Raw genomic sequence first — 12,661 nt, 5'->3', positions numbered from 1 at the left:
GCATGAAGAAAATCGTTTTGGCAACTAAAAATCCGGGCAAGGTGCGCGAATTGCGCGCGGCGCTTGCGCATCTGCCGGTAGAAGTCGTTTCGCTGGCAGATTTTGGCGAGCTGCCGGATGCGGTGGAAAACGGCCGGACCTTCGGCGAGAATGCCAGGATCAAGGCCTGCTTCTATCGGGAAAAAACCGGCTGCGACTGCCTGGCGGACGATTCGGGCCTGGAGGTCGAAGTCCTTTCAGGGGCGCCAGGTGTCCATTCGGCGCGCTTCGCCGGCTTCCATGCTGATGACGCGACGAACAACGCGAAGCTCAGGGAGGAACTGCGTGCACACGGCGTCACGTGTTCGCCTGCCGATTACCGCTGCGTCCTGTCCTTTGCCGGTCTTGACGGCACGGAGTACGAGACGGAAGGATGCTGCGAGGGCAAGGTCGCGCTCGAGCCGAAGGGGGAAAATGGCTTTGGCTATGATCCGTATTTCTACACGGCCGATTATCCGGGCCGCACGATGGCGGAGCTGACGATTGAGGAGAAGGATTGCATCAGTCATCGCGGCAGGGCTTTGCGTGCCATGGTCCGCAAGTTGGAGGAGTATCTGAAATGAAAGTAGGAATCGTGAGCGACAGCCATGGCAATACGCGTGCCATCGATGCGATGCTCGCCCATCCCGCTGCGCAGGGCGTCAGGCTCTGGTTCCACGCAGGCGATGTGGTACCCGATGCGGAGTACCTGGCGATGATGACGGATACCGAAGTCGTACGTGTCGCCGGCAATTGTGACTGGCCGGATGAGCGCGTCCGGGATGATGAGGTCCGGGATGTGGAAGGCCATCGCATCTTCCTGACGCATGGACATATCTACGGTGTGCGCTATACGACGCGGATGCTGCGCGAACAGGCGGAGGCCTGCGGCGCGGATATCGCCATCTACGGTCATACGCATGTGGCAGAACTTTCTCCGGGGGAGCTCACCGTACTGAATCCCGGCAGTGTCGCGCGGCCGCGCGATGCCGCGACGGGGTCGTTCGCAGTCATGGAACTCGTGCCGGGGAAGCGCCCCGGTGTCCGTCTCGTGCGTTTTCCCACAGAGGACACCATAAATGGCGTATATGTCAACACGATACAATAAGTCGAATCAAGAAAAATTTTAACAAAATATATAAGTGAACCGAAAAAAGTCCTGTGTGAAAGCAGGATTTTTTTTTGCAGATGGCCAATATATGTAAATGTATATAGTAGTAATTTCGTGTCCTGAACGGGCAGGAAAAAGTGAATGGAATTCACTATTTTCAAGGGTTTGCGGGCATTCAATAATGCTTGAAAGCCGCTATAAAATGTGTTATCATGAATCACAGATGTGTGATAAGTCGTATTTATGGGAGGGATTACTTTGCGAGAACTCGACGCAAAACAGATCACGGAAACCGTTGCACAGATGTGCAAGGAAGCTGCCTACTATCTTCCGAAGGACGTCTATGAAGGCCTGAAGAAAGGCCGTGAGACGGAGAAGTCCCCGGTAGGCCAGGCCGTGCTCGACCAGATCATCAAGAACGCAGAAATCGCACGCGATGAAGATCGCCCGTACTGCCAGGATACCGGCATGACGATTGTCTTCCTCGAAGTTGGTCAGGATCTTCACATCGTCGGCGGTGACCTCGAAGAGGCTGTCAACGACGGTATTGCCAAGGGCTACACGGAAGGCTACCTGAGAAAGTCAGTCGTGGCAGAGCCGATTTTCAATCGCGTCAACACGAAGAACAACACGCCGGGCGTCATCTACACGAAGATCGTTCCGGGCGACAAGCTCAAGATCACGGTTGAGCCGAAAGGCTTTGGTTCTGAGAACAAGGGCGGCATCAAGATGCTCGTTCCGGCTGATGGCGTCGAAGGTGTCAAGAAAGCCGTTATGGAAATCATCCTCCATGCCAGCATGAATCCTTGCCCGCCGATGGTTGTCGGTATCGGCATCGGCGGCACGATGGACCGCGCCGCTGTCATGAGCAAGATTGCGCTGACGCGCTCGATCGATTCGCATAACCCGATGCCGGAGTATGCAAAGCTCGAAGACGAACTCCTCGAACTCATCAATGAAACGGGTATTGGACCGCAGCTCGGCGGCACGACGTCCTGCATCGGCGTCAACATCGAGTGGGGCCCGACGCATATCGCTGGCCTGCCGGTGGCTGTTACGATCTGCTGCCATGCATGCCGCCATGCACAGCGCGTACTTTGATTCGTTCCATAAGCTGAGCAGAAATCATCAGGAGGAGAGATAATCATGGCAGAACCTATTCGTATCCATACCCCATTTACGGAAGAAGATTCCCGTAAGCTCAAGATCGGCGACAGCGTGCTCATCACGGGTGAGATTTACGCAGCCCGCGATGCCGCACACAAGAAGATGTGCGAAGCGCTTGCCAATGGCGAGAAGCTGCCGATTGACTGGCACAATAAGATGGTTTATTACCTCGGACCTACGCCGGCAAAGCCGGGTGACCCGATTGGCTCCTGCGGTCCGACGACTTCTGGCCGCATGGATGCATACACGCCGACGATGCTCGATCAGGGCATCAAGGGCATGATTGGCAAAGGCTCCCGTTCCAAGGAAGTCGTTGAATCCATGAAGAAGAATGGCGTTACGTACTTTGCTGCTGTTGGTGGCGCTGCGGCGCTCATCGCAAAATCCGTCAAGAAATACGAAGTCCTCGCTTACCCGGAACTCGGCCCTGAGGCGCTGGCACGCCTGACGGTCGAAGACTTCCCAGCAATTGTTGTCATCGACTGCCAGGGGAACAACCTCTACGATGTCAACCAGGAGAAGTATCGTACCCTGAAGGGTTACTGATAAAAGTTGGGAGGAAGGAAGCTCTTGAGAGGCTCGCTCAAGGCTTCTTTCCTTTTTTCCACGAATCAACAGGAGGTATAGAATGTTTCACACAACTTTTTATCTGCGCCGTCTGCATTCCTTAGTCGGCTTGCTGGCAATCGGCCTTTTCCTCTTCGAGCATATCATCACGAATGCTCGTGCACTTGGTGGTGCTGAGTCGCTCAATGGCGCTCTTGCCATGATGGAGCTCATTCCGCATCCGATTTTCCTCGGCCTGGAAATCTTTGGCGTTGCTCTGCCAATCCTCTTCCATGCCATCTATGGTATCTATATCGCACTGCAGGCCAAGAACAACCCGGGCCGCTATGGCTATGTCCGCAACTGGCAGTTTGCACTCCAGCGCTGGACGGCATGGTTCCTCGTCGTATTCCTCATCTGGCATGTATTCTATCTGCGCATCTTCACGAAAGCCATCTCCGGTACGCCGATTTCCTATGAGCTCCTGCAGTCCTACTTCACGGGCAGCCCGCTCGTAGCCGTGCTCTACACGATCGGCATGTTCGCTGCAATCTTCCATTTCTGCAATGGTATCACGACCTTCTGCATGACTTGGGGCATTGCCAAAGGCCCGCGCGTTCAGTTCGTCATCAACGTCCTGAGCATGTGCCTCTGCGCACTTCTCTGCCTGGTAACGGTCGCTTTCATGGCCAGCTACTACGTCATGTAAGACCTCGATACGCTGTGTAAGAAAAGGAGAATATCAATGGCTAAGAAACCAGAAAATAAGATTATCGTCGTAGGCGGCGGCCTTTCGGGCCTCATGGCTACGCTGAAGATCTGCGAAGGCGGCGGAAAAGTAGACCTCTTTTCCTATTGCCCGGTAAAGCGTTCCCATTCCCTCTGCGCCCAGGGCGGCATCAACGCCTGCATGGATACGAAGGGTGAGCACGATTCCATCTATGAGCATTTCGATGATACGGTATACGGCGGCGACTTCCTCGCTGACCAGCTCGCAGTAAAGGGCATGGTCGAGGCTGCTCCGAAGCTCATCAAGATGTTCGACCGCATGGGCGTGCCGTTCACGCGTACGGCAGAAGGCGTGCTTGACCTCCGCAACTTCGGTGGCCAGAAGAACAAGCGCACGGTCTTCGCCGGCTCCACGACGGGCCAGCAGCTCCTCTATGCTCTCGACGAGCAGGTTCGCCGTTGGGAAGTAAAGGGCGGCGTCAAGAAGTATGAGTTCTGGGAATTCATCAAGATCATCAAGAACAAAGATGGTGTCTGCCGCGGTATCGTTGCGCAGAACATGAATTCCAACGAGATCGTTTCGTTCCCGGCTGATGTCGTCATCCTCGCTACGGGCGGCCCTGGCCAGGTGTACGGCCGCTGCACGGCTTCGACGATCTGCAACGGCTCCGCTGTCTCCGCTGTTTACCAGCAGGGTGCTGAGCTCGGCAATCCGGAGTTCCTCCAGATCCATCCGACGGCCATCCCGGGTTCCGATAAGAACCGCCTGATGTCCGAGGCTTGCCGCGGTGAAGGCGGCCGCGTCTGGGTTTACCGCAAGAACCCGCAGACGGGCGAGAAAGAGCGCTGGTACTTCCTCGAGGATATGTATCCGGCATACGGCAACCTCGTACCGCGTGACGTTGCATCGCGCGCCATCTACAAGGTCGTTGTCCACATGGGCCTCGGCATGCACAACCCGAACCGCGTTTACCTCGACCTCTCGCACATCCCGGCTGACTACCTCGAGCGCAAGCTCGGCGGCATCCTCGAGATGTACAGCGACTTCATGGGTCAGGATCCGCGCAAGGTCCCGATGGAGATCTTCCCGTCGATCCATTACTCGATGGGCGGTATCTGGGTCGATCGCGAGCATCACACGAACATCCCGGGCCTGTTGGCTTCCGGCGAGTGCGATTACCAGTACCATGGCGCAAACCGCCTCGGTGCAAACTCGCTGCTGTCGGCAACGTATTCGGGCACGATCTCTGGTCCGGAATCCCTGCGCCTCGCACGCAGCGGCAAGCTCGGCGCTGCTCTTACGGACGAAGAGCTCGAGGCAGCACGTCAGGAGTGCGTAGCAGAGTTCGACAAGATCCGCAACATGAATGGTACGGAAAATGCGCATAAGCTCCATCACGAGCTCGGCGATATCATGTACAAATACGTTTCCATTGAGCGCGATAACAACGGCCTCAAGGAATGCGTCAAGGAACTCAAGGAGATCCTCAAGCGCTGGGACAACATCGGCGTCACGGATCATGGCACGTGGGCAAACCAGGAAGCCATGTTCGTTCGTCAGCTGCGCAACATGATCATCTATGCGATGGCCATCACGCAGTCCGCTCTGCAGCGTGACGAGAGCCGCGGTGCTCATGCGAAGATCGTCCTGAAGTCCGACTACGACAAGATGGACGATCAGCTCAAGGAAGCCCTCACGAAGAAGTACGGCAAGTTCCACTTCGATGCTGAGACGGGCCGTGGCACGACGGATGACGGCAACGACGACCTCGTGTTCTTCGAGCGTAACGATAAAGAGTTCATGCGTACGACCATCGTCACGTTCGACCAGGAGAAGGAAGAGCCGGTTGTTTCCTACCGTGAATTCGAACACTCTCTTATCAAGCCGCGTCTGCGTAACTATGCCGTAGCTAAGAAAGAGTAAGAGGGAGGACAAATAGAAATGGCAGAACAGAAAAAAGTCAGAATCATCGTCGAGCGCCAGGACGGCCCGAAAGAGAAGCCGTACAACCAGGAGTTCGAAGTAGACTATCGTCCGGGCCTCAACATCGTTGCAGCCCTGATGGAAATCCAGAAGAACCCGGTGACCGTCGACGGCAAGAAAGTCGCTCCGGTAACTTGGGAGTGCAACTGCCTCGAGAAGGTCTGCGGCGCCTGCATGATGGTCATCAATGGCAAGGCACGCCAGGCTTGCTGCACGCTCGTTGATACGCTCAAGCAGCCGATTCACCTGCAGCCGGCACGCACGTTCCCGGTTATCCGCGACCTGCTCATCGACCGCTCCGTCATGTTCGAGAGCCTCAAGCGCATCCATGGCTGGGTCGAAGTCGATGGTACCTGGGAAGTCAAGGATGCTCCAATCCAGAATCCGTACACGGCTCAGACGGCTTACGAGATTTCGCACTGCATGACCTGCGGCTGCTGCCTCGAAGCCTGCCCGAACGTTGGCCCGCAGTCCGACTTCATCGGACCGGCTCCGACGGTACAGGCTTATCTCTTCAACCTCCATCCGCTCGGAAAGTTCGACGCTCCGAAGCGCCTGAACGCCTTGATGGAGAAGGGCGGCATCACGAGTTGCGGCAACAGCCAGAACTGTGTCGAGGCTTGCCCGAAGAACATCAAGCTGACGACGTATCTCGCACAGCTTAACCGCGATGTCAACAAGCAGGCACTGCGCAACATCTTCGACAAATAATCTCTGACGACTTGGTCACATCTGGGGACTGCCCTGCAGAGCATAGCTTTGCAGGGCAGTCCTTTTGCATTGCTTGATTATTTTTGATGGATTCGCTATGATAGTAGTAATATACTGTGTAGGAATAGTGAAGATACGGAGGGAATTTCATTGTCACGCGATAAATCCCAGGAAGACATCACGCTTTTAGGCAAGAAAAATGTCAAATACCATTACGATTACTGCCCGGAAATCCTTGAGACGTTCGAGAACCGTCATCCGGATAACGATTACTGGGTCAAGTTCAATTGCCCGGAGTTCACGGCACTCTGCCCCATCACGGGACAGCCGGATTATGCGACCATCTACATCTCGTATGTCCCGGGAAAGAAGATGGTTGAGAGCAAATCCCTGAAGCTTTACCTCGTGAGCTTCCGCAACCATGGCGATTTCCATGAGGATGTCGTCAATGTCATCATGAAGGACCTCATTGCGCTCATGGATCCGAAATATATCGAGGTCTGGGGCAAGTTCCTGCCGCGCGGCGGCATTTCCATCGATCCCTACGCCAATTACGGCCGTCCGGGCACGAAGTATGAGAAGCTGGCCGAGCACCGTTTCATGGAACATGACCTCGTCGCCATGGACAAGGTCGATAACCGCTGATAATGCAAGGGATGAAGGGATGAAGGAATGAAACGTCAAAAGCGCATTGCGCTGGTGAATGATATCACGGGGTTCGGCCGCTGCTCGGTGACCGTGGAGCTGCCGCTCATCTCGGCCATGAAGATTCAGGCGTGTCCGCTGCCGACGGCTATCCTGTCCGTCCATACGGGATTCCCGGATCATTATCTCGATGATTATACGGCCCGCATGAAACCGTATATGGAGAGCTGGCAGCGCAACCATCTGGATTTTGATGGCATCTGCACGGGATTTCTGGGCTCTGCCGAACAGATTGCCATCGTGCTGGATTTCATCCGGCGCTTCAAGAAAGATGGCACGCGCGTCATGGTCGATCCGGTCATGGGCGATTACGGCAGGCTTTATCCTTCGTATACGCAGGAGATGTGCGACAAGATGCGCAGCCTGCTGCAGGTGGCTGACCTCGTGACGCCGAATCTTACGGAAGCCTGCCAGCTGCTCGATATCCCGTATCCGGAGAATGGGGAAGTGAGCGATGAAGAACTCCAGCAGATGGCTTCGTCTCTGGCTGCACGCGGGCCGCGGCAGATCGTCATCACGGGACTTCACGAAGCGGATACCATTAAGAATTTTCTCTATGAAGATGGCAGGACGGCCATCATCCGGGCGGAAAAGATCGGCGGCGACCGCTCCGGCAGCGGTGATGCCTTCGCGGCCATTGTCGCTGCCAGCCTGATCCGCGGCGAAGCACTCGAGCCGGCCGTACAGCGCGCTGCGGATTTCATCAGCCGCTGCCTTGCTTATGCCGTAGAGCTCGACCTGCCGTGGAATTACGGCCTGCCATTTGAAGAATACCTGACAGAACTGCATTGAGCCGTTTTGTCTGCAGAAAGCAACAAGAAGATAGGTGGTAATGAAGATGATTGTTTATGCAACGCATGCCGGCGGCAAATACCTGCCGCTTGAGGAATCCCTGCGCGTCCAGCCGGAGGGCAGGCGCAATCTCTATGTCAATATCACGAACCGCTGCAATTGCGCCTGCACCTTCTGCCTGCGCACGATGAAGCATATGGCGGAGCAGTCCACGCTCTGGCTCAAACGCGAACCGACCGTGGCTGAAGTGGAGCGGGCTTTGGATGAAGTTCCCTGGGAGTACATCAAGGAAGTTGTCTTTTGCGGCTTCGGTGAGCCGACGATGCGGCTTGATGATCTGCTGACTCTTTTGCACTATGTCAAGAAGACGCACCCTGATCTGCCGACGCGCCTCAACACCAATGGTCTTGGTGAGCTTGAGAACGGACGCGTCTTTGCCGCTGATTTCAAAGGAATCCTCGATACGGTTTCCATCAGCCTCAACGCTTCCAATGCACAGCGCTATTACGAGCTCACGCGGGCGAAGTTTGGCGAGAAGTCGTATGAGGCGATGCTGACATTTGCCGAGCATTGCAAGCCGTATGTGCCGCATGTCGTTCTGACCATTGTCGACCATGTCGAGGGTCCCGATGAGATTGCAAGATGCAAGGCAATCTGTGAGCAGCGTGGCCTGACATTGCGCGTGCGTCCCTATGAAGATTCCTGATGCGGGGAAATGGCAATAAAAAAGCGGCTCGTATTCTCTCTGTAATACGAGCCGCTTTATATGTAGATTACCATAGATATTTGTGATCCTTCTCTTTTTCAATATTCTGTTGTCGACCTGTAAAATTTCTTCGCGATTAGAAATTCTACCAATATCTCATGCTCAGCTGAAACAACTGTGATGTCAAATCACCTTGTTGTAAAATCGTGTACACATCTGGTTCATCTTCGGAACGTTACCGATAACGATAGGAGATACCGACTACCACTCTCGATGGAACGTAGATGAAACTCGTTTACTTACCCAGGGTTGCTTTCCTTCAGTCCATCGCGCTGACGTTGCGCTCCAAACTTCCACTGGCATCGAGCACGACTGGCGGCCCCTGGCCATCATTACGTGCATACCCCGCCGTTGCGGATATTCTTGTACTTCAACAATGCGCTTGCTAGTCAGGATGGAAAGAAGTCTTGCGATACATAATCTTCAATAACCACCCACATCCTTTCGTGTAAGGTTTTGAAGAGAGCCTCTTTCGGCAGGACAGGCACCGTACCTCATTTCGACCTCCAGGACTACTCTGCGGTGGTCTGCATGTCCATCTCCTCTTTACACTTATATTATAGCATTACTATCAGATAATTGCAATACTTCTGATATAAATTTGAGAAGAATTTTCTTTGCCGCAGGATGGACAGAATCGATTCTGCACAAATTGCGGATCAAGGGCGATGGATTCAGGAAAAATATAAGATTCTGTCGTATTTTGTAGTATAATGGAAGTAATACCAAAGGGAAAGAAGGGCCTGTCCTATGAAACATCTGATCATCGTGCGAGGAGGCGGTGAGATTGCCAGCGGCATCATCCATTGCCTGCACTGTGCCGGTTTTCGCGTACTCGTGCTCGAACAGAAAAAGCCGACGGCCACGCGCCGCAAGGTATCGTTTTCCGATGCCATGTACCGTGGTGAAGCCGAGGTGGAGCGCGTGACCTGCTATCGCGCCAAGACGCTGCCGGAAGCGGCGAAGCGTCTCAAGAAAGGCGAAGTCATCATGATGGCCGACCCCGAGGCCAAGTGCGTGGCCGAGCTGCACCCGGATGTGCTGGTCGATGCTATTCTGAACCATCAGCCTACGGGAACAAACAAGGGGATGGCGACACATACGATTGCTCTGGGGCCTGGCTTTTGTGCCGGACGCGATGTCGATGTGGTCGTAGAGACGGGCCGCGGGCACAACCTCGGCCGCCTAATCTATGAAGGCTACTCGTCAAAGGATCCTGACCATGGGAATGGCACGGTCGATGCGTCGCCGAATCTCGATCATCTGGTCTTTTCGCCGGCTGATGGCCGCATCGAGGTCCTGCGCACGATTTCTCTCGTGGTCAAGAAGGGCGAGCCAATCGCGCATCTTCATACGAAGGAGGGCAAGACAATCGAGATCGAAGCGACGATTGACGGCGTGCTGCGTGGCATCATCTACGATGGTGTGAAAGTGGCTGCCGGGCAGAAGATCGCGGATATCCATCCGACGATGGGACAGGAAGAATGCTATACGATATCGGACAAGGCCCGCTGCATCGGCGGCTCCGTACTCGAGGCAGTCATGGCCTGGCAGAGCAAGAAGCCGAAATATCGCTTCTTCTGAGGTTCTGGCCATTGCGGTACGAGCTGAGACAGCGGCCTGGAAAGGAGCGTCATGACTCGGTTTTCCTTATGGCAGCCGCTGCTGGATTTCTTGTTTCCTCCGCATTGCCCACTCTGTCATGCGTATGTGGAGACGCGCGGTTCGTGGTGCCCGGCCTGCCTGAAACGGGCTGGCGGCGTACACCGGTTGGTTTTGCCGGCTCCCTTAAAAGGAATCGTCCGTTCTGCCTGGGCGCTTGGCGTCTATCGCGGCGGCCTGCGCAGCCTGGTCCATGATCTCAAATACCGGCGCCGGCGCAGTGCACTGCCGTATATCGATACGTATCTTTGTCATGTGCAGCAGGATATTCATCTGCCGCCTGATCTTGAGGTTGCGGTGCCTGTGCCGCTGCATGCGGCGCGGGAACGGGAACGCGGCTTCAATCAGGTGGAGGCCATATTTGATCGATTCCTGACTGCCAGGAATCTGCCGTCTGAGCGCCTGCTGCGACGGCAGTCCGCCACCCGTCCTCTCTATGCGCTGCAGCCTCACGAGCGGCGCCGTGTCCTGCAGCATGCCTTCGTGCCTGAGCCGGGGGCTGCGATTGCCGGACGTCATCTCCTGCTGCTTGACGATATCCTGACGACAGGGACTACGATGGCAGCCTGTGCCCGGGTGCTCCATGAGGCAGGAGCCGCTTCCGTTGACGTACTTGTGTTTACAAGCGACTTTGGGAGATTAAATTGTCGTTAATGATTGTAAACTTGTATACAATTGATGTATAATAGAGGAATCTTACGCGAGTTTTTTGTTGGAGCCAATATGGCGAAGGTACAAGGGGGCATTCGATTGAAGATGAATGGTGCTCAGGCCGTCCTTACGAGCCTGAAGAAAGAAGGCGTGGATATGGTCTTCGGGTATCCCGGAGGCGCTGTGCTCACGTTATACGATGCGGTTTATAAGATGAATTTCCCGCATACGCTGACGCGTCACGAACAGGGCGCTGTCCATGCGGCTGACGGCTATGCGCGCGCGACGGGCAAAGTCGGCGTGGTCTTTGCCACGTCGGGCCCTGGTGCAACGAACCTCATCACGGGGATTGCAACAGCTTGCACGGATTCGGTACCACTCGTCTGCATCACGGGACAGGTCGGCAATGCCTCCATCGGCAAGGATTCCTTCCAGGAGGCGGATATCTGCGGCATCACGACGCCCATCACGAAACACAATTACCTCGTCAAGGATGTACACAATCTGCCGCGCATCATCAAGGAAGCGTTCTACATTGCCCGCACGGGCCGTCCGGGCCCAGTCGTCATCGATATTGCCAAGGATGTCTTCGATGCGAAGTTTGACTACGAATATCCGGAATCGGTTCATCTGCGCGGCTACAAGGGCGAGTGCGCCGGCAGGGAAGAGGACATCGATGACGTCATCGCAGCTTTGCGCAAGGCAAAGAAACCGCTGGTCTTCACGGGCGGCGGCGTGACGATCTCCAATACGTCAGAAGATCTCTGCGCCATCATCGAGCGTCTGGGCGTGCCTTCGACGGCGACGCTGCTGGGTATCGGCACGATCCCGGCTGATATGAAAGGCTATCTGGAATTTGCCGGCATGCATGGCTCGTATGCGGCAAACATGGCCATCCAGCAGTGCGATCTCTTGCTCTGCGTCGGCATGCGCTTCAGCGACCGCGTGACGGGCAAGGTTTCGGAGTTTGCCCCGCATGCCAAGATCGTTCATTTCGACATCGATCCGGCGGAAATCAACAAGAATGTGACGGCGGATATCAGCGTGATCGGCGATCTCAGCTGGGCACTGCCGCTCCTGCGCAGCAAGCTCGAAGCGGCAGAGGATGATTTCCCGGCCCGCTATGCACCGTGGCTGGCCCATGCCATCGAGATGACGGGCGAGCACCCCTTCGGCTATCAGGAGGAAGGCGACCTCATCAAGCCGGGTGCCGTGATTGAGAAGATCAGCCAGCTGTCGGACAAGGACACGATTGCCGTTACCGACGTTGGCCAGCATCAGATGTGGGCTGCGCAGTTCTTCAAGGTCTACAAGCCGCGTCATTTCCTGACCTCCGGCGGCCAGGGCACGATGGGCTACGGCCTGCCAGCTGCCATGGGCGCCAAGGTCGGCTGCCCGCAGAGCCGCGTCATCCTCTTCTCGGGTGACGGCAGCATCATGATGAACTGCCAGGAGTTTGCGACGATTGCCGATGAGGGGATTGACGTCAAGGTCGTCGTGATCCATAACTGCATCCTCGGCATGGTAGGCCAGTGGCAGCGCCTGTTCTACAATCATCATTATTCCCATTCGGAACTCAAGGGCAAGACGGATTTCGTGAAGCTGGCTGAAGCGATGGGCGTCAAGGGATATCGCCTGACGAAGAAGCAGGAGCTCACGACGCGCCTGCCGGAGATCCTCGCACAGCCGGGTCCTGTCCTCATCGACGTGCTCGTGCCGGAAGAGGAGAATGTCCTGCCGATGGTACCGGGCGGCAAGCGCCTGGATCAGATGGTGCTCGGCAATCTTTGAGGAACCGTTGTGTCATGGCGCCGGGTGA

Annotated in this window: 13 protein-coding genes; all 13 read left to right on the top strand. The window is 55.5% G+C overall.

Annotated features, from left to right (window positions below):
* Positions 1-2 precede the first annotated feature (2 nt).
* A complete protein-coding gene (gene rdgB, locus DWX75_RS04950) occupies positions 3-602 on the top strand; it encodes an RdgB/HAM1 family non-canonical purine NTP pyrophosphatase (RefSeq protein WP_118015226.1) in 600 nt (199 codons plus the stop codon).
* A complete protein-coding gene (locus DWX75_RS04945; protein WP_118015225.1) occupies positions 599-1,126 on the top strand; it encodes a metallophosphoesterase in 528 nt (175 codons plus the stop codon). Before rdgB ends, DWX75_RS04945 begins: the two co-directional genes overlap by 4 nt.
* 261 nt (positions 1,127-1,387) lie before the next feature.
* Entirely contained in the window at positions 1,388-2,230 is an 843-nt protein-coding gene (locus DWX75_RS04940) for a fumarate hydratase (protein WP_118015224.1), read from the top strand.
* Between the two features lie 45 nt (positions 2,231-2,275).
* Positions 2,276-2,842, top strand: a complete 567-nt coding sequence (locus DWX75_RS04935) for a Fe-S-containing hydro-lyase (protein ID WP_118015223.1) — start codon at positions 2,276-2,278, stop codon at positions 2,840-2,842.
* Between the two features lie 82 nt (positions 2,843-2,924).
* Positions 2,925-3,551 carry a succinate dehydrogenase gene (locus tag DWX75_RS04930; protein WP_118015222.1) on the top strand — a complete coding sequence of 209 codons (627 nt, stop codon included), beginning with the start codon at positions 2,925-2,927 and terminating at the stop codon, positions 3,549-3,551.
* 36 nt (positions 3,552-3,587) lie between these two features.
* Positions 3,588-5,495 carry a succinate dehydrogenase flavoprotein subunit gene (gene sdhA, locus DWX75_RS04925; RefSeq protein WP_118015221.1) on the top strand — a complete coding sequence of 636 codons (1,908 nt, stop codon included), beginning with the start codon at positions 3,588-3,590 and terminating at the stop codon, positions 5,493-5,495.
* Positions 5,496-5,513: 18 nt separating this feature from the next.
* Positions 5,514-6,266, top strand: coding sequence for a succinate dehydrogenase iron-sulfur subunit (sdhB, locus tag DWX75_RS04920; protein ID WP_118015220.1), 753 nt, complete (start codon positions 5,514-5,516; stop codon positions 6,264-6,266).
* Positions 6,267-6,416: 150 nt separating this feature from the next.
* Positions 6,417-6,911, top strand: coding sequence for a preQ(1) synthase (queF, locus tag DWX75_RS04915; RefSeq protein WP_118015219.1), 495 nt, complete (start codon positions 6,417-6,419; stop codon positions 6,909-6,911).
* A gap of 27 nt (positions 6,912-6,938) precedes the next feature.
* Entirely contained in the window at positions 6,939-7,763 is an 825-nt protein-coding gene (locus DWX75_RS04910) for a pyridoxamine kinase (RefSeq protein ID WP_118015218.1), read from the top strand.
* 46 nt (positions 7,764-7,809) lie between these two features.
* On the top strand, positions 7,810-8,469 hold the full coding sequence (locus DWX75_RS04905) for a TatD family nuclease-associated radical SAM protein (protein ID WP_118015256.1): 660 nt from the start codon (positions 7,810-7,812) through the stop codon (positions 8,467-8,469).
* 810 nt (positions 8,470-9,279) lie between these two features.
* Positions 9,280-10,113, top strand: coding sequence for a selenium-dependent molybdenum cofactor biosynthesis protein YqeB (yqeB, locus tag DWX75_RS04900; RefSeq protein ID WP_118015217.1), 834 nt, complete (start codon positions 9,280-9,282; stop codon positions 10,111-10,113).
* 51 nt (positions 10,114-10,164) lie between these two features.
* Complete coding sequence (locus DWX75_RS04895) at positions 10,165-10,845, top strand: ComF family protein (RefSeq protein WP_118015216.1); 681 nt, start codon at positions 10,165-10,167, stop codon at positions 10,843-10,845.
* A gap of 102 nt (positions 10,846-10,947) precedes the next feature.
* Positions 10,948-12,633, top strand: coding sequence for a biosynthetic-type acetolactate synthase large subunit (ilvB, locus tag DWX75_RS04890; protein WP_118015255.1), 1,686 nt, complete (start codon positions 10,948-10,950; stop codon positions 12,631-12,633).
* Positions 12,634-12,661 lie beyond the last annotated feature (28 nt).

The sequence above is a fragment of the Mitsuokella sp. AF21-1AC genome (assembly GCF_003458855.1).
In the GTDB taxonomy this organism is placed as follows: domain Bacteria; phylum Bacillota; class Negativicutes; order Selenomonadales; family Selenomonadaceae; genus Mitsuokella.
This window is presented reverse-complemented; position numbering and strand designations above follow the sequence as displayed.

Bases quoted from the DNA above. Each gene is read 5' to 3' on its own strand.
- ilvB (WP_118015255.1), top strand. From the start codon at position 10,948: ATGAATGGTGCTCAGGCCGTCCTTACGAGCCTGAAGAAAGAAGGCGTG.
- DWX75_RS04945 (WP_118015225.1), top strand. From the start codon at position 599: ATGAAAGTAGGAATCGTGAGCGACAGCCATGGCAATACGCGTGCCATC.
- DWX75_RS04910 (WP_118015218.1), top strand. From the start codon at position 6,939: ATGAAACGTCAAAAGCGCATTGCGCTGGTGAATGATATCACGGGGTTC.
- rdgB (WP_118015226.1), top strand. From the start codon at position 3: ATGAAGAAAATCGTTTTGGCAACTAAAAATCCGGGCAAGGTGCGCGAA.
- DWX75_RS04935 (WP_118015223.1), top strand. From the start codon at position 2,276: ATGGCAGAACCTATTCGTATCCATACCCCATTTACGGAAGAAGATTCC.
- sdhA (WP_118015221.1), top strand. From the start codon at position 3,588: ATGGCTAAGAAACCAGAAAATAAGATTATCGTCGTAGGCGGCGGCCTT.
- DWX75_RS04895 (WP_118015216.1), top strand. From the start codon at position 10,165: ATGACTCGGTTTTCCTTATGGCAGCCGCTGCTGGATTTCTTGTTTCCT.
- yqeB (WP_118015217.1), top strand. From the start codon at position 9,280: ATGAAACATCTGATCATCGTGCGAGGAGGCGGTGAGATTGCCAGCGGC.
- DWX75_RS04930 (WP_118015222.1), top strand. From the start codon at position 2,925: ATGTTTCACACAACTTTTTATCTGCGCCGTCTGCATTCCTTAGTCGGC.
- sdhB (WP_118015220.1), top strand. From the start codon at position 5,514: ATGGCAGAACAGAAAAAAGTCAGAATCATCGTCGAGCGCCAGGACGGC.
- DWX75_RS04905 (WP_118015256.1), top strand. From the start codon at position 7,810: ATGATTGTTTATGCAACGCATGCCGGCGGCAAATACCTGCCGCTTGAG.